This window comes from Bradyrhizobium manausense (genome assembly GCF_018129685.1).
In the GTDB taxonomy this organism is placed as follows: domain Bacteria; phylum Pseudomonadota; class Alphaproteobacteria; order Rhizobiales; family Xanthobacteraceae; genus Bradyrhizobium; species Bradyrhizobium manausense_D.
Window position 1 is genome coordinate 205885 of sequence record NZ_JAFCLG010000002.1, and the last position, 22174, is coordinate 228058.

The following is a 22174-nucleotide window of genomic DNA, read 5'->3' on the forward strand; positions in this document are numbered from 1 at the left end:
TCCGGCCTCTCCCCGCAAGCGGGGAGAGGCGGATCCGGAGCAAGCTGTGAAAGCAATCCGCTACATCTATGTCGTCGTGGAAGACGCCTTCTACACGTTTCTGGCCGATGACGGCTGGGCGATCGCGAGCCACATCGCGCTGTCGACGCTGATGGCGCTGTTCCCGTTCCTGATCGTGCTGACGTCTCTGGCTGGATTCTTCGGCTCCAAGGAGCTCGCCGACCAGGCGGCCGGACTGATGCTCCAGGTCTGGCCGCGGCAAGTTGCAGATTCGCTCTCCGGCGAGATCCACGACGTGCTGACGACCACCCGCTCCGGTGTGCTGACGATCGGCGCCGTGCTCTCGGTCTACTTCGCCTCCAACGGCGTCGAGGCATTGCGGGTCGCACTGAACCGCGCTTACGCAGTGGTGGAGATGCGGCGCTGGTACTGGCTGCGGCTGGAATCGATCGGCTATACGCTGGTTGCAGCTTTCACCGCGCTTGCCATGGCGTTCCTCATCGTGCTCGGTCCGCTCTTTATCGAGGCGGCTCGGCGCCACATTCCGCTGTTCGTCGAATCCAACGAGAGCATCCTCAACTGGCTACGCTACGGCATCACCATCGGCGCGCTGGTGGTGGCGTTGCTCATCCTGCACGCCTGGCTGCCTGCCGGGCGGCGCGGCTTCTTCCAGATCCTTCCCGGCATCGTCTTCACGATCGTGGCGTCGCTGATCTCGGGCATCGTGTTCGGCCAGTACCTGGCGCGCTTCGCCAATAATTACGTCACGATGTATGCGGGGCTCGCTTCGGTGATCATCGCGCTGGTGTTTCTGTATTTCATCGCCGCGATCTTCGTTTTCGGCGGCGAGCTCAACGCCGCGATCATCAAGTTTCGGCTTCCTCACGGCGTCTCGCTTCAAGCAGCGCAGTCGCTAAAGCGCGCGGAGACACAGGCTTGACCAGAAAGGCATCGGCGCCGGCCTCGCGCGACGCAGCCTCGTCCTCGCCGCGGCCGGATACACCGATGATCGGGATCTGAGCCAGCGGCGCCGGCATCGTCCGGATTCGCCTGATGGCCTCGACCCCGTCGATGCCGGGCAACACCATGTCCATCAGCACCGCATCGAAACCGCCCTGCGCGAGCCTGTTCACCGCGTCCTCGCCGCGGCCGATGAACTCGGCCTGATGGCCGAGTTCGGTCAGGATCGTGTTGAGCACGACGCGGCCGAACGGATTGTCCTCGACGCTGAGCACACGCAGCGCCGACAGCGCACCCACCTCGCCATCGTCGGGCTTGTGCGATTTCGCCGGCCCCGCCGCATCGAGCGTGACAGTCAGCGTGAAGGTGGCGCCGCCACCACGCCGCGGCGCGACCGTGATGTCGCCGCCCATCGCGCGCGCCAGTTGCTTCACTGAAGACAGACCGAGCCCGGCGCCGCCGAAGCGCGAGGCGATGGTGACATTGGCCTGGGTGAACGGGCGGAACAGCCGCTTGATCTCGGCCACGGTCAGACCGATGCCGCTGTCGGAGATCGAGAAGGCGACGCCAATCCGGCGCTTGTCCCTCTCTCCGCCCGTTCCGCCTGCCTTGCCCTTGGCGGAACGCCAGGGCGCGGCAGAGATCGCCACGCCGCCCCGCTCGGTGAACTTCACCGCATTGTCGATCAGGTTCTCGAGCGCAGCACGGAGGCGCACGGGATCTCCGACCACGAGCCCCGCGAGCTTGTCGGATATCTCGACCGTAGCCTGCAGACCTTTGGCGGCGGCGCGGCCAGCGAGCGAATCACCGGTGCTGCGGGCAAGCGCCCGCAGGTCGAACAAATCCTGCCGCAGCATGCCGGCGCTCTTGCCCTTGCCGGTCTTGGCGGCATCGACGAACAGCGTGGCGAGGTTGGCCAGATGCTCGGCGCCGGCCTTGATGGTGTCGGCCCAGCGACGCTCCCGCTCGCCGAGATCGGAGGTCGCAAGCAGGTCGCTGATCGCGAGAATACCGGTCAGAGGCGTGCGAACCTCGTGAGCAAAGGCGGCGAGCGCCGCCTGGATCACGTCGGGTGCGACGTCCCCGGTGCTGCGCTTGCGCACTTTGCCGACCGCCCCGGACCGCTTCCGGGGCGGCTGCCTGGACTTTCGCGTGGTGCGCGCTAGGCGCGTTTTCGCCGCCATAAATCCCCTTCGGAGTACCTCTTCGAACCCCGGACTCGACCGCGAGAATGGCACGGCATAGCCCCCGGAGTCACGGCGGCGTATTGCTAACCCCCAGAGAAACTTAGCCTAATCCCACGGACATGCGGATACCGGTGGGCGAAGCACCCGCGGCGCGCAAGTCACGGAGGCCGGTCGCGCGATCTGATTTCGACAGCTTTCGGCCATCCACGCCGAGAATCAGGGCGTGGTGACGGTAAGCGGGCTCGGGCAGATCGAGCAGGATCTGGAGCAGACGGTGGACCGAGCTGGCGTAAAACAGGTCCTGGCCGCGGACGATCTCGCTCACGCCCTGAAGCGCGTCGTCGACCACCACGGACAGATGGTAGCTCGTCGGGGTCTCCTTGCGGGCCAGGATCACGTCCCCCCAGGCTTCGGGCCGCGCGGTAACCGGGCCGCGCTCGCCATCGGGCCCCTCGCCCAATTCGTTCCAGCTGAGGCCGGAGACCCGCCGGCAGGCCGCCGCCATGTCGAGCCGCAGCGCGTAAGGCAAGCCGGACTCGATCAAACGCGACCTTTCGTCGGCCGGCAGCGATTTCGCATCCCCAGGATAGAGCGGCGCACCATCGGGATCGCGCGGCCATGGCCCATTGGTCTCGCGCGCGGCGATGAGCCTTGCGATCTCGGCGCGGCTTTCGAAGGCGGGATAGACGAGACCGAGTTCGGAGAGCTTGTCCAGCGCGGCGCGATAACAGGCAAGATGTTCCGACTGGCGACGCACCGGCATCTCCCATTCGATCCCGAGCCAGGCGAGGTCCTCGTAGATGGCGGTCTCATATTCCGGCCGGCAGCGCGTCGCGTCGATGTCTTCGATGCGCAGCAGCAGCCGCCCTCCGCTCTCGCGTGCGCGGTCGAAATTGAGCAGCGCGGAATAGGCGTGGCCGAGATGCAAATGGCCGTTCGGGCTGGGAGCAAATCGGAAAACGGGTGGCATCATGCAGCAGATCTGGTCATGGCCGGGCTTGACCGCAGCGGCCGTCGTTCCGGGGCGGTCCGCAGGACCGAACCCGGAATCTCGAGAATCCGGGTTCGATGCTTCGCATCGCCCCGGAATGACGGAGTAAGATATTCGACACCGGGTCAAGCCCGGCCATGACGCCGGAGAGAGTTTGCCAAATCACCATGACCATCCACCTCGAAGCCCAGTCCGACCTTGAAGAAGCTGTTCACACGCTGGTCAAGCGCGATCCGCGGCTCAAGCCCGTGCTGGAGATTGCGGGCATGCCGGCATTGCGACGGCGCGAGCCGGGCTTTGCGGGCCTGGCGCACATCGTCTGCGGGCAGCAGCTTTCGACCGCGAGCGCGGCGGCGATCTGGGGACGGCTGTCCGCGGCGTTCGATCCGTTCGACCACGAGGCGGTGCGCCGCGCCCGCACCGACCGGCTGGGACGGCTTGGTCTTTCCGCCGCAAAGATCAAGACGCTGAAACACCTCGCGCGCGAAATCACCGCGGAGCGACTGAACCTCGACGTGCTTGCGGAGGAGGACGCGGATGCCGCGCATCACACGCTGATCTCGTTGCCCGGCATTGGGCCTTGGACCGCCGATGTCTATCTGCTGTTCTGCCTCGGCCATGGCGATGCCTGGCCCGCCGGCGACCTCGCGGTGCAGGAGGGCGTCAAAATCGGCCTTGGCCTGAAGGCGCGACCGACGGAAAAGCAGATGGCACCGCTTGCCGAACCCTGGCGCCCCCTGCGCGGCGCCGCTGCACATCTGTGGTGGAGCTACTACCGCGCGGTGAAGAAGCGCGAGGGCGCGCTCTCGGCGTAACGCTGTCGCATTCCGCCTGAGCACGGCCACATGCTCTCAGCGCTCGGGCAAATCGCTTTGGACGACGGTCGAACCGGTATAGCTTCGATCTTTATGATGGGAGCATGATCGCTTCGGAAAACGGCCCTGCACGTTTACGGATCATGTTCGAGAGGAAACGCCGCGAAGACGGCACGAGGTCGAGCATGCTGGACAGGACGAAGGATATTTCCGTCTCCGTACAAGCCTGGCTCGACGAGTTCGAGCGCACGCTGGGCCAGCCCGATCGCGCATCGCTGGACCGCCTCTTCCTCACCGACAGCTTTTGGCGCGATGTGCTGGCGCTGAGCTGGAACCTGCAGACGCTCGCCGGCCGCGATGCCGTCACACAGGCCCTGGCGACGTTCGCGCCCAAGGCGGTGCCGACGAAGTTCAGGATCGCGCCAACCCGCGCGGCGCCGCGCTGGGTCACGCGCGCCGGCACGAACTCCATCGAGGCCATCTTCAATTTCGAAACCGCGCTCGGCCGAGGCAGCGGTATCGTACGGCTTGCGCCCGATACCGCGGACGGTGACAGTCTGAAGGCCTGGACACTGCTGACGGCGCTCGAAGAGCTCAAAGGGTTCGAAGAGCAGCTCGGCATGTCACGACCGCGGGGACAAGCCTATTCGCGCGATTTCCGCGGGCCGAACTGGCTCGACCTGCGCAACGCCTCGCGCGACTATGCCGACCGCGACCCCAACGTGCTGGTGGTCGGCGGCGGCCAGGCCGGGCTTGCGGTGGCGGCGCGGTTGAAGCAGTTGCAGATCGACACGCTGATCGTCGATCGCGGGGCGCGGATCGGCGATGTCTGGCGCAAGCGCTATCACGCGCTGACCCTGCACAACCAGGTGCAGGTCAATCACATGCCCTACATGCCGTTCCCGCCGAGCTGGCCGACCTACATCCCCAAGGACAAGCTCGCGAACTGGTTCGAAGCCTATGTCGACGCCATGGAGCTGAATTTCTGGACCGGCACCGAGTTCGAAGGCGGCGCCTATGACGAGGTCAAGGGGCAATGGACGGTGACGCTGCGCCGTGCCGACGGGAACAGGCGCACGATGCATCCGCGCCATGTGATCATGGCGACCGGCGTCAGCGGGATCGCGAACATCCCCGACATTCCGACGCTCGATCGTTTCAGGGGCACGCTCGTGCACTCGAGCCGCTACGAGGATGGCGAGAACTGGCGCGGTCGGCGCGCGATCGTCATCGGCACCGGCAATAGCGGCCACGACATCGCGCAGGATCTCTATTCCAGCGGCGCCGACGTGACGCTGGTCCAGCGTTCGCCGACGCTGGTCACCAATATCGAGCCGTCGGCACAGCTGGCCTACGCGACCTACAATGAGGGCACGCTGGACGACAACGATCTGATCGCCGCCTCGATGCCGACGCCGCTCGCGAAGAAGACCCATGTGATGCTGACGGAGCAATCGAAAGAGCTCGACAAGGAGCTGCTCGACGGCCTGCGCCGCGTCGGCTTCAGGCTCGACTTCGGCGAGGCCGGCACCGGCTGGCAGTTCAAATATCTCACCCGCGGCGGCGGCTACTATTTCAACGTCGGCTGCTCCAACCTGATCGTCGAGGGCGCGATCAAGCTGAAGCAATTCGAGGACATCGAAGGCTTCACGGCCGACGGCGCGCAGATGAAGGACGGCACGGCCGTTCCGGCCGACCTGATCGTGCTCGCCACCGGCTACAAGCCGCAGGAATATCTCGTGCGAAACCTGTTCGGCGATGCCGTCGCCGACCGCCTCGGCCCGGTCTGGGGTTTTGGCGACGGCTATGAGCTGCGCAACATGTACGTACGCACGAACCAGCCCGGCCTGTGGTTCATCGCCGGCAGCCTCGCACAGTGCCGGATCAACTCGAAATTCCTCGCACTTCAGATCAAGGCGATCGAGGAAGGGATTTTGGGGCGTGAGGTAGGCACAGCTTAAGCCTCGCGTCATTGCGAGCGCAGCGAAGCAATCCAGACTGCCTCCGCGGAAAGACCCTGGATTGCTTCGCTGCGCTCGCAATGACGACGCGGATACTGATGAGCTCTACAGAGAGTTAAATGAAGGGACCACCCATGCCAGCCATCCTCGGCAGCGGCGAGCACCGCTACCGCGTCGTCGACGACTTCGCAAAGCTTCCCGACGGCTGGCAGCTCACCGACGTCGCCTCCGTCGCGGTCGACAGCAAGGACCGGGTCTACGTCTTCAACCGCGGCGAACATCCAATGGTGGTGCTCGACCGCGCGGGCAATTTCCTGCGCAGCTTTGGCGAGGGCCTGTTCTCGCGCGCACATGGCCTGCATATCGACGCCGACGACAATCTCTATTGCACCGACGACGGCGACCATACCGTGCGCAAATGCACCACCGACGGCAAGGTGCTGCTGACGATCGGTATCCCCAGGAAGCCGGCGCCGTTCATGAGCGGCGAACCCTTTCACCGCTGCACCCACACCGCGCTGTCGCCGAAGGGCGAGATCTACGTGTCCGACGGCTACGGCAATGCCCGGGTGCACAAATACACGCCGGACGGCAAGCTGATTAAAAGCTGGGGCGAGCCCGGCACCGATCCCGGCCAGTTCAACATCGTGCACAACATCGCCACCGATGCCGAAGGCTGGGTCTATGTCGCCGATCGCGAAAACCACCGCGTGCAGGTGTTCGACGGCGAAGGACAATACGAGACGCAGTGGAACAATCTGCACCGCCCCTGCGCGCTGTGCTGCTGCGGTGAGGGCAGGAGCCCGACCTTCGTGATCGGCGAGCTCGGTCCTGGTCTCGACATCAACCGCAACGTGCCCAATCTCGGCCCGCGGCTTTCGATCGTGGACGCCACGGGCAACCGCATCGCCCGGCTCGGCGGCGAGAACGGCCCCGGCGTTGCCAGCGGCAGGTTCCTCGCGCCACACGGCATCGCGCTGGATTCGAAGGGCGACATCTATGTCGGCGAAGTCGGCGTCACCAATTGGACGACCAGCTTCCCCAACGAGGAGATGCCGGCCGTGGTGCGCGCGACGCGATGCTTGCAGAAGCTGGAACGGGTGCGGGATTAGTCAGCCCAGCGAATCGGCATGGTGCCAAATACGGCCGCGAGCGGCACAGCGAGGCAAGGCGCAAGCGGCCCCCGCCCCCAACTCCAAGCTCCCCAATCGCGGCGTTTTTGAGCTTCTGCCACCCCGCCGCCGTATTGCTTGCGCCTGAATAAGTCGCTCAACGGGCTTCACAATCCCGTCACGCTGCATGTAGTATGTCAGTACTTGCTGCTTCGCAGCGTATGTTGGAGGCCGGGAGCGTTACTTGAACGCACATGTCTCGCAAGGCAGTTGGCCGGTGCTGGTCCTGAACGCGGACTTCCGGCCGCTGAGTTACTACCCACTGTCTCTTTGGTCGTGGCAGGACGCGATCAAGGCGGTGTTCCTCGACCGCGTCAATATCGTTGCCCATTACGATCAGGCGGTTCACAGTCCCACGCTGCAAATGCAGCTGCCGAGCGTGGTCTCGCTCAAATCCTTCGTCAAGCCGACCACCCACCCCGCCTTCACCCGGTTCAACGTCTTTCTGCGCGATCGTTTCGCCTGCCAATATTGCGGCTCGCCGGAAGACCTCACCTTCGATCACATCATCCCGCGCAGCAAAGGCGGCCAGACCACGTGGGAGAACGTGGTCGCGGCGTGCTCGCCCTGTAACCTGCGCAAGGGCAATCTGACGCCGGCGCAGGCCAAGATGTTTCCGCGGCAGAGCGCGTTTGCACCGACCGTGCACCAGCTCCACCGCAACGGCCGGCTGTTCCCGCCGAACTACCTCCACGACAGCTGGCTGGACTACCTCTACTGGGATACGGAGCTGGATCCGTAGGAGCGGCGCGACGACGTCCTCCAATTCGTTCCGAGCCGGCTTGGCGCGATCCCAGTCGATGTAGAAGCTGAGCGGCCAGAAGCGCCGGCGTTTGAAAATCTTCTTCACCCGTCGATCTGGGAACCTCGGCGGAGACGAGGGGAAACGCCGCGCCGACAAGGGCACGGATCGGCTTTCCCATCGCGAATGGAAGCACCTTATGCCTTCGTTACCGTCCCTTAAGGCTCGCTCGGCAATCTGGGCGGCCGAGGCGCAAGGCCAGCCATCTCCGTCCCAAGGTCGTCACCGATGCTCACCGCAACGTTGGAGCAGATCCAGGCCTCGCCGAAGAAACGCACGATCTATGTCTGCGTCATTCTCCTGCTGCTGATCGCGATTCTCGGTTTCAAGACCTTCCGCTTCTTCGAAGGCGGCCTCTGGTACGGCGGCCAGACCGCGGATTTCTCTGCCTTCCATATTGTCGCACAGCGGATCTGGCTCGGCGGTCTCGACCTGACGTACCAGTTCGCCGCGTTCACGAAGATGCAGATGGCAGCTGCCGGCGGCACCACCGGCGTCATGCCCTGGACCTACCCGCCGCAATTCGATCTGCTGCTGGCGCCATTGGCATTCCTGCCGGGCTGGGCGGCCTATTTTGTCTTCACGGCTGTCACCCTCATTGCCTATCTGATGACGCTTCGCGCCATCGCCGGAAACAATTTCGCGCTCGTGCTCGTCGTCTTCTTTCCGGCCATCGCAATCACGATCAGCACCGGCCAGAACGGCCTCCTGACCGGCGCGCTGATTGGTCTGATCTGCATCGCCGCGGAACGGCGTCCTGTGCTGGCCGGCATCGCGCTCGGCGTCATGGTCGTCAAGCCGCATCTGGCGGTCGCAGCAGGCATCTACATGCTGCTGACCCGTCGCTGGCCGGCGGTGCTGAGCGCCGCGATCGTTGTGGTCGCGAGCTCGCTCGTCTGCACGCTCGCTTTCGGCCCGCAGATCTGGATGGCGTGGCTCGGCAGCGTCCGGGAAGCCGCGGGCTATCTGGAGGACGGCCGCTATCAGCTGTTCCGGATGATCTCGGCCTATGCCGCCTTGTTCAATGCCGGACTACCCCCGGCCGGAGCGTTCTGGGGACAGATGGCGATGGCAGCGTTGGCGCTTGTCGCCGTTGCACTCGCGGTTGCCCGCGGACCGTCCCCCCGCTTCTCGCTCGGCATTGTCGCGGTCGCCTCCGTGATGATCAGCCCCTACGCCTACGACTACGACTTGCCAATCGTGGGAATCGGCCTCGCGCTGCTGCTTCCGGACCTTGTCAGCCTGGCGAGCCCGCGTGAACGTGGTGCGATCTACGCCCTCCTGCTGCTGGCCAACGCCTACGGGCTGCTGCAATCAGCGCGGCTGTCCACGGGGAGCGTCGGTGCGAGCGGTCTGGATCGCTATGTGGCGCCGGCGGTCGGCGGCTTCGCGCTCATGGCCGTGCTGGTGATGCTGCTCTGGATCTTGCTGCGCGAAGTCAGGTCCGCCGAAGTCCGCCTGCGCCGCGAACCCGCGTAGTTTCACGCGCACACGGAACCCGAGAGCACCGAGGCCCGTTCTGTTCAACGTCCACACGGCGGTCGACGCCACGACGTAACCGAGGGAGGCCATGATGCCCGCAGCCGAGAACGACCATGTCTACAAGATCCTGGAACTGGTCGGATCGTCCGAGACCTCGATCGAGGATGCCATCAAGAATGCGGTCAGGCGCGCCTCCAAGACCATCCGCGAGATGAAATGGTTCGAGGTCGTGCAGACGCGCGGCCACATCGAGAACGGCACAGTCCGCCATTACCAGGTGACGCTGCGTGTCGGGTTCACGCTGGAAGGCTAGGGCACGGATCTCGTAGAGCCACTACGCCAGATGACATGCCACGGCATGACCCGCCGACCCTTCCCTGAGCTCGGGCGCAACCTCAGCACAACGCGGCTGGGCGATCGGGCAGCGGGTGTGGAAGTGGCAGCCTGACGGTGGTTTCATCGGGCTCGGCACATCGCCCTTGAGGCGGATGCGGTTGCGCTTCAGCTTGGGATCCGGCACCGGCACCGCGGAGAGCAGCGCCTTGGTATAGGGGTGCTGCGGATTGCGGTAGAGGTCGCTCGCCTTCGCCATCTCGACGATGCGGCCGAGATACATCACGGCGACACGGTCGGAAATGTGCTCGACCACAGAGAGGTCGTGCGCGACGAACAGATAGGTGAGGTTCAGTTCGGCCTGGAGATCCTCCAGGAGGTTGATGACCTGCGCCTGGATCGAGACGTCGAGCGCGGACACCGGCTCGTCGCAGACGATCAGCTTCGGCTCGACCGCGAGCGCACGCGCGATCACGATGCGCTGGCGCTGACCGCCGGAGAATTCGTGGGGATAGCGGCGCATGTGCTCGGCCTTGAGGCCGACCTTGACGAGCAGGCTGGCGACACGCTCCTCGCGCTCCTTGGCAGATGAGCCGAGCTTATGGATGACGAGCGCCTCGCCGAGGATGGTACCGACCGTCATGCGGGGATTGAGCGAGGCGAACGGGTCCTGGAACACGAGCTGCATGTTCCGCCGCATCGCGCGCAGATCGTTGCCGCCAAGGCTACGAACGTCCTGGCCGTCGAAGGTGACTTCGCCGTCGGTCGGCTCGATCAGGCGCAGCACGCAGCGCCCGGTCGTCGACTTGCCGCAACCGGATTCGCCGACGAGACCAAGCGTCTCGCCGCGATTGACGGAGAACGACACGCCGTCGACCGCATAGACGGTGCTGACCTGACGCGACAAAAGGCCGCCCAGCACGGGAAAATATTTCTTCAGGCCGCTGACGCGGAGCAAGGGCTCGCTCATGCCGCGCCTCCCACTTGCGTATCGCCGAGATGACAGGCCATGCGATGGCCGGGCGTGACCTCGCGCAGCAGCGGCTCCTTCTCGGTGCAGATGCTCATGGCATGACGGCAACGTGGAGCAAAGCGGCAGCCGACCGGCGGATTGATCAGGATCGGCACCGTGCCAGCGATCGCCTCGAGCCGCGTTTTGTGCTCGCTGTCGAGATCGATGCGCGGGATCGAGCGGATCAGGCCCTGCGTGTAGGGATGGCGCGGATCGGCGAAGAGATCGTCGACACCGGCCTCCTCCACCACCTTGCCGGCATACATCACGACGACGCGCTGCGCCGTTTCGGCGACGACGCCCATGGCATGGGTGATCAGCATCACCGCCATGCCGAAGCGTTCCTTCATATCCTGGAGCAGGTCAAGGATCTGCGCCTGGATGGTGACGTCGAGCGCGGTGGTCGGCTCGTCGGCGATGATCAGCTTGGGCTTGCAGGCCAGCGCCATCGCAATCATCACCCGCTGGCGCATGCCGCCGGAGAACTGGTGGGGATAGTTGTACACACGGCCTTCGGCGTTGGGAATCTGCACCAGCTTCAGCATCTCGATGGTGCGCTCGAGCGCCTGCTTCCTGGTGACATTCTCATGACGGCGCAGGCTTTCGGCGATCTGCTCGCCGATTGTGAGCACGGGATTGAGCGAGGTCATCGGCTCCTGGAAGATGAAGCCGATCTCCTTGGCGCGGATTTCGTCGAGCTGGTTGCTCGTCAGCGGCACCAGGTCGCGGCCCTCGAAGATGATCTCGCCCGCCGCAATGCGGCCCGGCGGCATCGCGATCAGCTTCAGGATCGACATCGCGGTGACGGTCTTGCCGCAGCCGGACTCGCCGACGACACAGAGGGTTTCGCCCTTGTTGATGGTGATGTCGACGCCGTCGACGGCCTGGAGGATGCCGTCGTCGGTGGAGAAGTGAGTCTTGAGACCTTTGATCTCGAGCAGCGGCGCCATCAGATCACCCGCCGCGCATCGAGCGCATCACGCAGGCCGTCGCCGATGAAGTTGATGGCCACCACCGCGATGAAAATGGCAGCCCCGGGAAACAGTGCCCAGTGCGGGCCGATGTCGAGGAAATCCTTGGCGTCGTAGAGCAGCCGCCCCCAGGTCGGGGTGTCGGGCGGAAAACCAAGACCGAGGAAGGACAGCGTCGATTCCGCGATGATCGCGGCGGCAACGTCGATGGTGCCGGCGATGATTACCGGACCCAGCGCATTGGGCAGGATGTGCTTCACCACCTGCCGCACCGGGCTCGCGCCAAGCGCGCGCGCCGCCTCGACGAACTCCTTTTCGCGGATCGACAGAAACTGCGCGCGGACGAGACGCGCGACGGGCATCCACCGCAGGCCACCGATCACGAGCACGATCAGGATGAAGATGCCGCCTTCAGGACCGAACACCTGTTTCAACCCGTCGCGAAAAAGATAAATCAGCATCAGGAGCAGCGGCAGCTGCGGCAGCGACAGAAAGAGGTCGGTGAGCCACATTAGACCGTGTCCGACCGCACCACGTGACATGCCGGCAAGCGCGCCCACCAGCGTGCCGATGACCACCGAGACCAACATCGCCGCGAGCCCGACCGCAAGCGAGATCCGCCCGCCATAGATCATGCGCGCCAGGATGTCCTGGCCGAGATCGTCGGTGCCGAAGGGGTGCGCCAGCGAAGGCCCCTGCATGCCGGCCAGGATGTCGATGTCGTTGATCTTGACGCGCCAGATGAAGGGGCCGACGACCACCGCCAAAATCAGAATGAGAAGCAGGAACGCGCTGACCACGGCGAGCTTGTGGCGGCTATAGCGCCGCCACGTCTCGCGCCAGGGCGAGTAGACGCCCCGCTCAGCGGAGGGAGATGCGAGGGTCAAGCCAGCCATACAGGACGTCCGCAATGAGATTGAACAGCACCACGAGGCACGCGAACACGAAGGTCACGGCCATCACCACCGGCGTGTCGTTGGAAAGGATGGAAGTGATCAGAAGGGAACCGATGCCGGGGATGCGAAAGATCTGCTCGGTGACGATGGCACCGCCGAACACAGCCGGCATCTGCAGCGCGATCAGCGTGACGACCGGGATCATGGCGTTGCGCATCACATGCTTGACGATGACCGTGGCCTGTCCCAGGCCCTTGGCGCGCGCCGTGGTGACGTAGTCGAGCCTGATGACGTCGAGCATCGCCGAACGCACGAAGCGCGTCATCGAGGCCGCCTGGAACAGGCCGAGCACCGCTACTGGCATGATCGCCTGCCGGATCATTTCGAGCACCCAATGGACCCCGGTGCCCTTGACGTCGGTGGAATAGACGAACGGCAGCCAGTCCAGCGTGACCGAGAAGATCAGAATGAACAGGATGCCGGTGAAGAAGGTCGGCAGAGAGAAGCCGACAAAGGCGAGCGTGTTGGCGACCTGGTCGAACAGAGAATACGGCTTCGTCGCCGCATAGACCCCGACTGGGATCGCGATCAGCAACGCCAGGATCTGCGCCGAACCGATCACATACAGCGTTGTCGGAAGACGCTGGAGGATCAGTGTGTCGACGTTCATGCGGCTGACGAACGAAAAACCCCAGTCGCCGTGCAACATGGCCGACAGCCAGTGCAGGTAGCGAAGGTAGATCGGATCATCCAGGCCGAACCGGGCCCGAAGCGCAGCTTGCACTTCGGGTGGCACGTTCGGATTGGTCGCCAGTTCGGAAAACGGATCCCCGGGAGCCAGCGCCAGCACGAAGAACAGCACTGCCGAGATGCCGAGCAGGCTCGGAATCGCGATCAGCAAGCGACGCAGGACATACTGACTCATCCGGGAAGGATCCTTCTAGCGGCCATCCCTCATGCCGTTCGGTACCAGTCCTGAATGTTGTCGGTGCGGTTGGCCCAGCCCGAGATGACCGGCTGCAGCGTGTTGGCGCAGGCATCCACTACAAGGCGGTGCATCACCGGGATGAACACGGTGTCCTGCCACAACATGTCGTTGCACTTGATGTACAGCGTCGCGCGCTTGACCGGATCGATCTCCGTCTCCGCCGCCTCGATCGCGGCATCATAGTCCTTGTTGACATAGCGCGGGAAGTTCTGCCCCTGCCACTTGTTTTCCTTGCTGGCAACCTGGCTCGAAATGTAGCGCTTCATGTGAAGGGCCGGATCCGGCTGGGTCATCGGGATCTGGAATTCCTCGATGTCGGCGTAGAACTTGGGGTAGGTGTCGGGGTTGGCGACGTCCGACGAGAAGAAGACCGAGGCGACAACCGATTTCAGTTCGACGTCGATGCCGGCCTTCTGGCAGGCCTGCTTGACGATGGCCTGGGTCTTCTGACGGGGGCCGTTGGTCGAGGTCTGGTACAGCAGCTTCATCTTCTTGCCGTCCTTCTCGCGGATGCCGTCAGCCCCGAGCTTCCAGCCGGCCTCGTCCAGCAGCTTCGACGCCTTGTCGATGTCGAACTCCCACGACGTGTTCTTGGAAACGAACTTCTCTGGGCCATTGAGATAATTGGCGGTGGTGCGGCCGGCGCGGCCGTAGATCGCCTTCTTGACCGAATCGCGATCGACGAGCAGCGACATCGCCTTGCGCACTTTCGGATCTGAGAAGAATGGGTGCTTGGTCTTGATCGATGAGCGTTCGCCGTCGATCTCGACGTTCGGGTCGGTAAAGTTGATTGCAATGAACTCGATGTCGCCGCCGGTGGCGTAGGTGGTCTTGCCCTTGCCGCCTTTTTCGAGGCGCAGCAGCACGTCGTCTTCGACCTGCATGTTCCAGGCGAAATCGAATTCGCCGGTCTGGATCACCGCGCGCGCCGCGGAAACGGCATCGCCGCCGCCCTTCATATCGATAGTGTCGAAATGCGGCCGGTTCGGCATGTGATAGTCGGGATTGAGAACGCCGCGCACCAGATCGCCTGGCTTGAACTCGACGAACTTGTAAGGGCCGGTGCCGACCGGGGCCAGATTGGTCGGCGCCTCGCGGGATTTCGCCCCCTTGTAGTCGGCAAACAGATGTTTTGGAATCACGCAACCGTAAGCGCCGACGAACGCATTGGCCCAGAACGGCGTGGGGTTCTTGAACAGGATGCGGATAGTGAGGTCATCCACCTTTTCGACCGTCATGTCGGAGTAGGCGCTGATGGACACGGCCGCCGTGGCGGGGTCGCTGGCATAGGCCCAGGTGAAGACGAAATCGTCGGCCGTCAGGGGCTTGCCGTCATGCCATTTGACGCCCGGCTTGATCTTCCAGGTGACGGATTTGCCGTCGGCAGTGAGGCCGCCATTGGCGAGCGATGGAATTTCGGCAGCGAGAATTGGGTTGAGATTGCCACCGACGTCCCAACTTGCCAGCGGCTCGTAGAACAGACGCGAGCCGTCCTGATCCTTGGTGCCAGTCGCGAAATGCGGATTGAGCAGCGTCGGTCCCTGCCACCACAACAGCTTGAGCGGCCCGCCACCGCCGCGCTTGGTCGGCGGATAGGGCGACGGGCTCTGGGCCATGGCGACGCCACCGATGGCAAGAAGCTGGTTCGCCATCGGCGCAGTCAGGCCGATCGCTGCCAAACGCCGGATGAAGGCGCGGCGATCCATCCGCCCGTCCTTCACATCAACGATCATCGAACGCATTTCTTTGTCCAGCATGGTTGTCCCCCGTCTGGTTCTCGTATGCATGCAGGCCGCCGCGGGGCGGCCGCCGGGTTTATGCTGGCGGTAGATGGCACACTGAATAGGCCGCCCGTCAACTGCGACCGTGCGTATGCAAACGGTCTTGTGGCTGTCCGTTGGGCAAAACTGCGGTCCGCAGCCCAAGGCTTCGGCATTCCGTCGTCAAAATACGCCGGAAACCAAGTTGCAGTGCGGAAAATTTGTTCTCTGGATCAGACGAAGTATCGAGATGGAATTCTACGCCACGGACATAGTGAGCGGCGGCTCCACATGGTCCGGCAGCGGGCAGACGTAAGGCGTCCTGGTCGTCCGCTTCGTCAGATCCGCCTTCGCTGCCTTGATCAGTTCCGGTTCGGTCAACGCCTTGATGCCGAGACCGGCCATGGCCTTGGCCGCCTGCACCATGGCCTTGTGGGCGTGCGGGCTCTTGCCCTGCGCCACGACCTGCCAGGTGTGGAACGGCGTTCCGATTGCAACCGTTGGTGCGTGAACCTGTACGGTCGGCACCACCCAGCTCACATCGCCGACGTCGGTCGAACCGACCAGCGGGTTGCGCTTGGCATCGAGCGGCACCAGGAAGTCGGCCAGCGGCCGATCGGTCGGCTCCATGCCGATCGCGTAATAGACAGACGCGATGTCCTTGTCGGTCAACGTCGCGCGGATCTGGCTCGCGAACCCCTTGTCGGCGTCGTCGAAATGCGGCGGTCCGAGCTCTTCCATGACCCGATGCAACGCCTGCTCCAGCGGCGTGTTCGGCAGGATGTTCGAGACGGCCGAGATAATCTTCATCTCGACCTTGGTCTCGGTCATCAAGGCCGCGCCCTCCGCGATCTTGCTGACACGGCCGACCAGTTCGTTCATGCCGGGAAGGTCGCGGGCGCGAATGGAATAGCGCACGCGGGCATGAGCCTGCACCACGTTCGGCGCGATCCCGCCGGTGTCGAGCAGCGCATAGTGCACGCGCGCGTCGCTCGGCATGTGCTCGCGCATATAGTTCACGCCGACATTCATCAGTTCTACGGCATCGAGCGCGGAGCGGCCAAGATGGGGCGAGGCCGCCGCATGTGAGGTGCGGCCGGTGAAGATGAAGTCGGCACGGGTGTTGGCGAGCGAGGGCGTCACCGCGACTTCCCAGAAGCTGTGCGGATGCCAGGTGATGGCGATATCGGCATCCTCGAACGCGCCGGAGCGCACCATGAAGGCCTTGGCCGCGCCGCCCTCTTCCGCCGGGCAGCCGTAGTAGCGGACGCGACCGGGAACCTTGTTCTCGGCGAGCCAGTCCTTGACCGCCGTCGCGGCGAGCAGCGCCGCGGACCCGAGCAGATTGTGACCACAGCCATGGCCATGACCGCCGGTCTCGACCGGACGGTGCTCGGCAACTCCAGCCTCCTGGCTGAGGCCCGGCAGCGCGTCGTATTCGCCCATGAAGGCGATGACCGGACCGCCCTGGCCCCATTCGCCCATGACCGCCGTCGGAATTCCCGCCACCTTCTCGGTGATACGGAAACCCTGGTGGCGGAGTTCGGCGAGATGCTCGGCGGCGGAACGCGCCTCGGTGTAGCAGACTTCCGGCATGCCCCACACCTTGTCGCTAAGGTCGATGAAACGTCCCTTGATCGCGTCGATGCCACGCCAGATGTCGCTGCGATTGTCCATGGTTCGGTCCGTGATCTCTTGGTCAAACGAAGCGCCAATGGTTAGCAGCTTCATCGAAGCCCGCCTAGCACCTCGCGGGACACCAGCCATGCGACCGCAGCCGAATGGGGCAGCAGCCGCCGATTGCAGGCGAACAATTTCTGTCATCTTCGGAATTTGGCGTCACGACATCTGGAATAGTTGCGGTCAAGTCTTTCAAGACGGCCTGCTCCGGCCTAAATTATGCTTGCTTCGCGCGTCGTTCCGCAGTCACGGCGGAGCGATGCTGTCAGCCAGGAGAACTCCATGCCCGCTCTGACCGAATGGAGGGTGCCGCCAGCCAATCAGCCGCGTGCGAGCGACTACAGCTTCGACCTGGACCGCGCGCTCGCCTCCGTCGTTGGCCTTCACGCCATCATTTCGCCGGACGCCTTCAGCGCCGAAACGCTCGGCACCGAGCGGGCCGGCAACGGCGTCGTCATCGATGACGGTCTGGTGCTCACGATCGGCTATCTCATCACCGAGGCGGAATCGGTTTGGCTTCATCTCGGCGACGGACGCGTGGTGGAAGGACATGTGCTCGGTTTCGACGCCGTCACCGGTTTCGGCCTGGTGCAGTCGCTCGGCCGGCTCGACATCGAGCCGCTGCCGCTCGGCTCCTCGGCGGACGTCAGGCTCGGCGACCGCGTCGTGGTCGGCGGCGCCGGGGGGCGAACGCGATCGGTCGCGAGCCAGATCGTCGCCAAGCAGGAATTCGCAGGTTACTGGGAATATCTGCTCGACGAAGCCTTGTTCACCTATCCCGCCCATCCGAATTGGGGCGGCACGGGGCTGATCAACGAGCGCGGCGAATTGATCGGAATCGGCTCGCTCCAGCTCGAGCGCGAACGCGACGGCAAGGCCGAGCATGTCAACATGATCGTGCCGATCGATCTGCTGAAGCCGATCCTCGACGATCTCCGCAGGTTCGGCCGCGTCAACAAGCCGGCACGGCCATGGCTTGGGCTCTATTCGACCGAGATCGACAACCGCGTGGTGGTGATCGGGATCTCCGCCAACGGTCCCGCCGCCCGCGCCGAGCTCAAGACCGGCGACGTCATCCTCGCGGTGGACGGCGAGAAGGTCACGAGCCAGACGGCGTTCTACAGGAAGATGTGGGGGCTCGGGGCGGCTGGCGTCGATGTGCCGCTCACCGTGCATCATCAGGGCAGCGCGCATCATGAGGGCGTCACCTTCGACGTCACGGTGACGTCGACCGACCGTTTCAAGCTTCTGAAGGCGCCAAAGCTGCACTGACTGAGCCAAAGGAAGCGGCAATGACCGAGGCCGTCGTTGACGACATCGTGGCCGTGCTGCCGCCATTGCTGAACGCGCTGGAAGCGCTCGGCTATGTCGCCCGGCACTTGCACCCGCCGGCTTTCGGCTCGGTGATGCAGGCGATCGGCGCGCCGGATGATGCACTCCATTCCGCGCATTCAACGACCGGCGCGTGGCCGGAGCGGTTCGCCGGATTGCGCGAACGGCTCGATGTCGCCTGCAACGAGACACTATCGGCCTTTGCCGGCATCCGCGAGGTCGAGCGTGGCAATGGCGATCTCGTCGCGGTGTTCCGCGCACTGCGCCACTTCCCGCGCGCGCAGGAGGCGCTTTATCCGCTGTCGGCGCAGTTTCCGCCGGTCAGCAGCTTCTTTCTCGACGCTCACAACCGCGACAATGAGGAGTTGCTGGCACGGCTCGAAATCGGCGCAAGCCAAGACACCGGCATCTTCCACGATCATAACGAACCCGGCAGCCGCGGCGGCTTCTCAGTGTATGTCCCCGAATATTACACGCCCGATCGAAGCTGGCCGCTGGTGATGGCGCTGCATGGCGGCAGCGGCAATGGCCGCGGTTTCCTGTGGAGCTGGCTGCGGGATGCGCGCAGCAATGGCGCCATCCTGGTGGCGCCGACCGCGACCGGGCAGACCTGGGCGCTGATGGGCGACGACGCCGACACGCCGAACCTGATGCGCATCCTCGAGGCCGTGCGCGGCCGCTGGACAATTGACGCCTCGCGCATGCTGCTGACCGGCATGAGCGACGGTGGCACCTTCTGCTATGTCAGCGGGCTCGACGGTGCCTCGCCCTTTACACACCTCGCACCGGTCTCCGCGACCTTCCATCCGCTGATGGCGGAGATGGCCGACCACACGCGCCTGCAACGCCTGCCTGTTTTCATCACCCACGGCAAGCTCGATTGGATGTTTCCGGTGCAGACCGCGCGGCAGACTCAGGGCGCGCTCGCTGCTGCCGGCGCCGATGTCACCTACCGCGAAATCGACGATCTCAGTCACACCTATCCACGCGAGATCAACGCGGAGCTGCTGAAGTGGCTGAACGGGGCGTGAACGAACCGACCTTACCTGCGCCGCACTGTCGCGGAACCATCACTCCGGGCCGACGTTATCCGCCCGACACACCGGAGGGTTGCCATGCAGACTTTTTTTGGAATGATTTTGGGTGCGCTGCTGCTCGGCTGCGGCGTGTATGTCTATGACTCCATGCAGACCTCGTCGGTCGCCAATGGCGAGGTCGCGACCGCCAATCGCACCATCGTGAACTGGGATGTCGCAAAGGCCGACTGGATCGCGTTGCAGGATCGCGCGCACAAGGACTGGGTCCGGATCTCGTCGAAGTAATCTCGATCGACCAAACATGAACAAGGCGCCGTCGCGGGTCCGCGGCGGCGCCTTCGTCTTGAGCATGATCCGTTGCGAACCCGCGTCAGTTCATCTTGGCCTTGCGGGCGTCGGCAATAACCTGCTCGAACTGCGCCATGCTGAGCACGCCCGGCACGCGGTACTTGCCGACAATGAAGGATGGCGTGCCGTTGAAGCCGAAGGCTTCAGCCTGCTCGTTGTTGCGCTTGAGGATCGCGTCGATGTCCTTGCCGTGCGAGGTGAGGTCGCTCTTGAGACGGTCCATGTCGACGCCGGCGGCGGCGAGCAGCTCGTTGATGCGCGACTCGGTCAGGCGCGAGCTGACGCCCATCATGGCATCGTGGGCCTTGTGATACTTGTCCTGGTACTTCGCCGCGAGGGCGATCCGCGCGGCCGTCACCGAGACCGGCCCGAGGATCGGCCAGTCCTTCAACACCAGCCTGACCTTGCCGTCGTCCTGGATGACCTGGCGCAGCTCCGGCTCGAGCTTGCGGCAATAGGGGCAGTTATAGTCCGACCACTCGATGATGCTGATGTTGCCATTGGGATTGCCGGCAACGGGGACATCGGGATCGCGCAGCACCTTGGCTTCGGTCAGCACCTCGTCGTCGCCGGTGGCTGCGCGCGCCAAAGTGATGCCACCGGCCGCGAGGGCGCTGGCCCCAATCAATGTCAGAGCCGCACGGCGCGTCGGCACAAAGCCGTTAGTCCTGAACTTAGTCATATCTTGTCCCGTTTCGGTCCCATCGCAGCAAATACGGCTCGGAACCGGGAAATGTTACCGACCATATAGAGTGTCGCGGGCGCGATGTCATCGCGCCAGAAGCGTCCCCGCTATCGGCACCGGAAACGAGGTCACCATCGCGTTCAGGCTCATGGCGATGCCTGAGCGCCGCGAGGCTTGTCAATTGCCGCTAGGCGCGGGACGCGCGCGGCTCGTGCGAGACCGCAACGCGCGGCAGCATCGCCATCAGCGTGCCGGTCATGGTGGCGATGAGCGTGATCTTGCCGCCATGCTCGGCATAGGCCCTGGCTTCGCAGAACGTGAGCGTTCGGCCAGGCTTGACCACCTCGGCCTTGAACACAAAACGCTCGCCCCGGGCAGGTGCGAGCAGCGTGGTCTTGAATTCGACGGTGAGGATATCGGCCTCGGAGGGCATCAGCGTGAACGCGGCCACACCGCAGGCGTTGTCGAGCCCGGCGGTGACGATGCCGGCATGGACAAAGCCGTTCTGCTGGGTCAACGCCGGCGAATGCAGCATGGCGAGTTCGACCTCGCCCGGCGCCAGGCGAACGAGGACGATGCCAAGCGCCCGCATCGCCGGCTGTCCGTCCAACAACGCGACCGCCGCCGCGCGATAGCCTGGATTTTTAGGCACGAATGCGGCCATGCCTCAGGCTCCGATCGGTTCGATGAGATATTTCAGCGCGGCCACGCGGATCGCATCCGGGAACGGCGCGGATTTTCGCAAGCCGCGGTCCATATGCACGCCCGTGATTTCGCAAAATGCAGCCGTCTCGCCGTTCTCGGCATTCGCCATGTCATGGCGGAACCGGATCGATTTGTCGCGAATTTCGAGCAAGTGGCTGCGGATCTCGACGATATCGCCTGCGAGAAGCTCGCGGTTGTAGGTGATGTTCTGCTGCACCGCCGCCATGCCGCGGCCGGACAAGCGCAGATAGCTTGGTGTCAGCCCGAGCCGGGCGAAAAAATTCCAGTTGGCTTCGTCGAACTTGCCGACATACCACATGATGTTCATGTGGCCGACGTGATCGCAGTGCCACGGATAGACCGTCCCGCGATAGGTCACTTCCTGCTCCATCGCCATTCCCTGCCCGTCTGTCAGATCTTTTATCCTGATACGGTAGCGTATCAGGCGCGGGACGCGTTAGCAATACGGCACCGTATCAAGAACTGGTGAGACCTTCTTCATGAATGACGGCAGGGGCGATGCCTGGATCGAGGCCGGGTTCAAGCAGCTGGCCCGCACGGGCATCGATGGCGTGCGGGTCGAGGTGCTCGCGAAAAATTTGGGCGTCACCAAGGGCGGCTTCTACCGCCGCTTCGCCGATCGCGGCGCGCTGCTCGAGGCGATGCTGCTGCATTGGCGGGAGGGACGTTCGGCGTCAATCGCAGAGCAAACCAGCCTCGACGGCCAAGACCCCCGCGAGCGGCTCAGGGCGGTGATCCAGCTCTATTCCGAACGGCTCAATCCGGAAGGCATGGCGATCGAGCTTGCAATCCGACAGTGGGCCCGCTCCGACGAGAGCGCTGCGGCGGCTGCAGCAAGTGTCGATGCGGCGCGACTCAAGCACGTCGCCGAACTCTACCGCGCGACCGGCTTCGCCGCCGAGGAGGCCGAGGCGCAGGCCTTCCTGTTCTACTGCTTTATCTTCGGCCAGAGCCTGCTGTTCGTCGAGCGAGGCCCGCGCAAGCGGTCACAGCTCGTGGCGAAATCGGCCGAGAAACTGCTCGACTGAGCAAAATG

Annotated in this window: 22 protein-coding genes; 11 read left to right on the forward strand and 11 right to left on the reverse strand. The window is 64.2% G+C overall.

The genetic code is table 11. The features are described from left to right. Nucleotides 1-46: 46 nt before the first annotated feature. Nucleotides 47-940, forward strand: a complete 894-nt coding sequence (locus JQ621_RS08585) for a YihY/virulence factor BrkB family protein (protein WP_212234007.1) — start codon at nt 47-49, stop codon at nt 938-940. On the opposite strand, the gene JQ621_RS08590 is transcribed toward JQ621_RS08585, so the two are convergent. After that, the gene (locus tag JQ621_RS08590; protein ID WP_212234008.1) at nt 867-2144 is read right to left on the reverse strand and encodes an ATP-binding protein; all 1278 of its coding nucleotides are present in this window, start codon (nt 2142-2144) and stop codon (nt 867-869) included. The genes JQ621_RS08585 and JQ621_RS08590 overlap by 74 nt on opposite strands. Before the next feature lie 103 nt (nt 2145-2247). After that, entirely contained in the window at nt 2248-3120 is an 873-nt protein-coding gene (gluQRS, locus tag JQ621_RS08595) for a tRNA glutamyl-Q(34) synthetase GluQRS (RefSeq protein WP_212234009.1), read from the reverse strand. A gap of 185 nt (nt 3121-3305) precedes the next feature. Here gluQRS and JQ621_RS08600 point away from each other — a divergent pair, with 185 nt between their 5' ends. The 6 genes from JQ621_RS08600 (at nt 3306) to JQ621_RS08625 (ending at nt 9683) form a co-directional block, all read left to right on the forward strand. Then, on the forward strand, nt 3306-3953 hold the full coding sequence (locus JQ621_RS08600; protein WP_212234010.1) for a DNA-3-methyladenine glycosylase family protein: 648 nt from the start codon (nt 3306-3308) through the stop codon (nt 3951-3953). Between the two features lie 185 nt (nt 3954-4138). Continuing rightward, complete coding sequence (locus JQ621_RS08605; RefSeq protein WP_212234011.1) at nt 4139-5914, forward strand: flavin-containing monooxygenase; 1776 nt, start codon at nt 4139-4141, stop codon at nt 5912-5914. A gap of 134 nt (nt 5915-6048) precedes the next feature. Then, the gene (locus JQ621_RS08610) at nt 6049-7026 is read left to right on the forward strand and encodes a peptidyl-alpha-hydroxyglycine alpha-amidating lyase family protein (RefSeq protein WP_212234012.1); all 978 of its coding nucleotides are present in this window, start codon (nt 6049-6051) and stop codon (nt 7024-7026) included. Nucleotides 7027-7270: 244 nt separating this feature from the next. Further along, the gene (locus JQ621_RS08615) at nt 7271-7828 is read left to right on the forward strand and encodes an HNH endonuclease (protein ID WP_008142962.1); all 558 of its coding nucleotides are present in this window, start codon (nt 7271-7273) and stop codon (nt 7826-7828) included. A 288-nt stretch (nt 7829-8116) separates the two neighbouring features. Then, nucleotides 8117-9367: a glycosyltransferase family 87 protein gene (locus JQ621_RS08620; protein ID WP_212234013.1), complete on the forward strand. Its 1251-nt coding sequence runs from the start codon at nt 8117-8119 to the stop codon at nt 9365-9367. A gap of 94 nt (nt 9368-9461) precedes the next feature. Beyond that, the gene (locus JQ621_RS08625; RefSeq protein WP_212234014.1) at nt 9462-9683 is read left to right on the forward strand and encodes a dodecin; all 222 of its coding nucleotides are present in this window, start codon (nt 9462-9464) and stop codon (nt 9681-9683) included. A 21-nt stretch (nt 9684-9704) separates the two neighbouring features. Here the strand turns inward: JQ621_RS08625 and JQ621_RS08630 are convergent, their stop codons facing one another. The 6 genes from JQ621_RS08630 to JQ621_RS08655 all read right to left on the reverse strand — a co-directional run bounded on the left by JQ621_RS08630 (nt 9705) and on the right by JQ621_RS08655 (nt 17007). Next, nucleotides 9705-10673, reverse strand: a complete 969-nt coding sequence (locus JQ621_RS08630) for an ABC transporter ATP-binding protein (protein WP_212234015.1) — start codon at nt 10671-10673, stop codon at nt 9705-9707. Then, on the reverse strand, nt 10670-11665 hold the full coding sequence (locus JQ621_RS08635) for an ABC transporter ATP-binding protein (RefSeq protein ID WP_212234016.1): 996 nt from the start codon (nt 11663-11665) through the stop codon (nt 10670-10672). Before JQ621_RS08635 ends, JQ621_RS08630 begins: the two co-directional genes overlap by 4 nt. Then, on the reverse strand, nt 11665-12582 hold the full coding sequence (locus JQ621_RS08640; RefSeq protein WP_212234017.1) for an ABC transporter permease: 918 nt from the start codon (nt 12580-12582) through the stop codon (nt 11665-11667). Before JQ621_RS08640 ends, JQ621_RS08635 begins: the two co-directional genes overlap by 1 nt. Beyond that, a complete protein-coding gene (locus tag JQ621_RS08645) occupies nt 12548-13507 on the reverse strand; it encodes an ABC transporter permease (protein ID WP_212234018.1) in 960 nt (319 codons plus the stop codon). Before JQ621_RS08645 ends, JQ621_RS08640 begins: the two co-directional genes overlap by 35 nt. 29 nt (nt 13508-13536) lie before the next feature. Further along, nucleotides 13537-15327, reverse strand: coding sequence for a peptide ABC transporter substrate-binding protein (locus JQ621_RS08650; RefSeq protein ID WP_212234019.1), 1791 nt, complete (start codon nt 15325-15327; stop codon nt 13537-13539). Nucleotides 15328-15588: 261 nt separating this feature from the next. Continuing rightward, complete coding sequence (locus JQ621_RS08655; protein ID WP_212234020.1) at nt 15589-17007, reverse strand: M20 family metallopeptidase; 1419 nt, start codon at nt 17005-17007, stop codon at nt 15589-15591. A gap of 285 nt (nt 17008-17292) precedes the next feature. Here JQ621_RS08655 and JQ621_RS08660 point away from each other — a divergent pair, with 285 nt between their 5' ends. The 3 genes from JQ621_RS08660 to JQ621_RS08670 all read left to right on the forward strand — a co-directional run bounded on the left by JQ621_RS08660 (nt 17293) and on the right by JQ621_RS08670 (nt 19664). Further along, on the forward strand, nt 17293-18282 hold the full coding sequence (locus JQ621_RS08660; RefSeq protein WP_212234021.1) for a S1C family serine protease: 990 nt from the start codon (nt 17293-17295) through the stop codon (nt 18280-18282). A gap of 20 nt (nt 18283-18302) precedes the next feature. Then, a complete protein-coding gene (locus JQ621_RS08665) occupies nt 18303-19373 on the forward strand; it encodes a carboxylesterase family protein (RefSeq protein WP_212234022.1) in 1071 nt (356 codons plus the stop codon). A gap of 84 nt (nt 19374-19457) precedes the next feature. After that, on the forward strand, nt 19458-19664 hold the full coding sequence (locus JQ621_RS08670) for a hypothetical protein (RefSeq protein WP_212234023.1): 207 nt from the start codon (nt 19458-19460) through the stop codon (nt 19662-19664). An 85-nt stretch (nt 19665-19749) separates the two neighbouring features. On the opposite strand, the gene JQ621_RS08675 is transcribed toward JQ621_RS08670, so the two are convergent. The 3 genes from JQ621_RS08675 to JQ621_RS08685 form a co-directional block, all read right to left on the reverse strand. Further along, a complete protein-coding gene (locus JQ621_RS08675; protein ID WP_212234024.1) occupies nt 19750-20409 on the reverse strand; it encodes a DsbA family protein in 660 nt (219 codons plus the stop codon). 190 nt (nt 20410-20599) lie between these two features. Beyond that, nucleotides 20600-21076, reverse strand: a complete 477-nt coding sequence (locus JQ621_RS08680; protein WP_212234025.1) for a PaaI family thioesterase — start codon at nt 21074-21076, stop codon at nt 20600-20602. Between the two features lie 3 nt (nt 21077-21079). Further along, complete coding sequence (locus tag JQ621_RS08685) at nt 21080-21508, reverse strand: acyl-CoA thioesterase (RefSeq protein ID WP_212234026.1); 429 nt, start codon at nt 21506-21508, stop codon at nt 21080-21082. Between the two features lie 109 nt (nt 21509-21617). On the opposite strand from JQ621_RS08685, the gene JQ621_RS08690 reads away from it, so the two are divergent. After that, nucleotides 21618-22166: a TetR/AcrR family transcriptional regulator gene (locus tag JQ621_RS08690; protein ID WP_212234027.1), complete on the forward strand. Its 549-nt coding sequence runs from the start codon at nt 21618-21620 to the stop codon at nt 22164-22166. Nucleotides 22167-22174: the final 8 nt, after the last annotated feature.

What these genes read in the sequence shown, in the direction of transcription:
- JQ621_RS08665 (WP_212234022.1), top strand. Translation starts at nt 18,303, where the DNA reads ATGACCGAGGCCGTCGTTGACGACATCGTGGCCGTGCTGCCGCCATTG.
- JQ621_RS08640 (WP_212234017.1), bottom strand. Translation starts at nt 12,582, where the DNA reads ATGGCTGGCTTGACCCTCGCATCTCCCTCCGCTGAGCGGGGCGTCTAC.
- JQ621_RS08590 (WP_212234008.1), bottom strand. Translation starts at nt 2,144, where the DNA reads ATGGCGGCGAAAACGCGCCTAGCGCGCACCACGCGAAAGTCCAGGCAG.
- JQ621_RS08680 (WP_212234025.1), bottom strand. Translation starts at nt 21,076, where the DNA reads ATGGCCGCATTCGTGCCTAAAAATCCAGGCTATCGCGCGGCGGCGGTC.
- JQ621_RS08660 (WP_212234021.1), top strand. Translation starts at nt 17,293, where the DNA reads ATGCCCGCTCTGACCGAATGGAGGGTGCCGCCAGCCAATCAGCCGCGT.
- gluQRS (WP_212234009.1), bottom strand. Translation starts at nt 3,120, where the DNA reads ATGATGCCACCCGTTTTCCGATTTGCTCCCAGCCCGAACGGCCATTTG.
- JQ621_RS08645 (WP_212234018.1), bottom strand. Translation starts at nt 13,507, where the DNA reads ATGAGTCAGTATGTCCTGCGTCGCTTGCTGATCGCGATTCCGAGCCTG.
- JQ621_RS08675 (WP_212234024.1), bottom strand. Translation starts at nt 20,409, where the DNA reads ATGACTAAGTTCAGGACTAACGGCTTTGTGCCGACGCGCCGTGCGGCT.
- JQ621_RS08670 (WP_212234023.1), top strand. Translation starts at nt 19,458, where the DNA reads ATGCAGACTTTTTTTGGAATGATTTTGGGTGCGCTGCTGCTCGGCTGC.
- JQ621_RS08600 (WP_212234010.1), top strand. Translation starts at nt 3,306, where the DNA reads ATGACCATCCACCTCGAAGCCCAGTCCGACCTTGAAGAAGCTGTTCAC.
- JQ621_RS08685 (WP_212234026.1), bottom strand. Translation starts at nt 21,508, where the DNA reads ATGGAGCAGGAAGTGACCTATCGCGGGACGGTCTATCCGTGGCACTGC.
- JQ621_RS08655 (WP_212234020.1), bottom strand. Translation starts at nt 17,007, where the DNA reads ATGGACAATCGCAGCGACATCTGGCGTGGCATCGACGCGATCAAGGGA.
- JQ621_RS08690 (WP_212234027.1), top strand. Translation starts at nt 21,618, where the DNA reads ATGAATGACGGCAGGGGCGATGCCTGGATCGAGGCCGGGTTCAAGCAG.
- JQ621_RS08605 (WP_212234011.1), top strand. Translation starts at nt 4,139, where the DNA reads ATGCTGGACAGGACGAAGGATATTTCCGTCTCCGTACAAGCCTGGCTC.
- JQ621_RS08610 (WP_212234012.1), top strand. Translation starts at nt 6,049, where the DNA reads ATGCCAGCCATCCTCGGCAGCGGCGAGCACCGCTACCGCGTCGTCGAC.
- JQ621_RS08650 (WP_212234019.1), bottom strand. Translation starts at nt 15,327, where the DNA reads ATGCTGGACAAAGAAATGCGTTCGATGATCGTTGATGTGAAGGACGGG.
- JQ621_RS08630 (WP_212234015.1), bottom strand. Translation starts at nt 10,673, where the DNA reads ATGAGCGAGCCCTTGCTCCGCGTCAGCGGCCTGAAGAAATATTTTCCC.
- JQ621_RS08620 (WP_212234013.1), top strand. Translation starts at nt 8,117, where the DNA reads ATGCTCACCGCAACGTTGGAGCAGATCCAGGCCTCGCCGAAGAAACGC.
- JQ621_RS08635 (WP_212234016.1), bottom strand. Translation starts at nt 11,665, where the DNA reads ATGGCGCCGCTGCTCGAGATCAAAGGTCTCAAGACTCACTTCTCCACC.
- JQ621_RS08625 (WP_212234014.1), top strand. Translation starts at nt 9,462, where the DNA reads ATGCCCGCAGCCGAGAACGACCATGTCTACAAGATCCTGGAACTGGTC.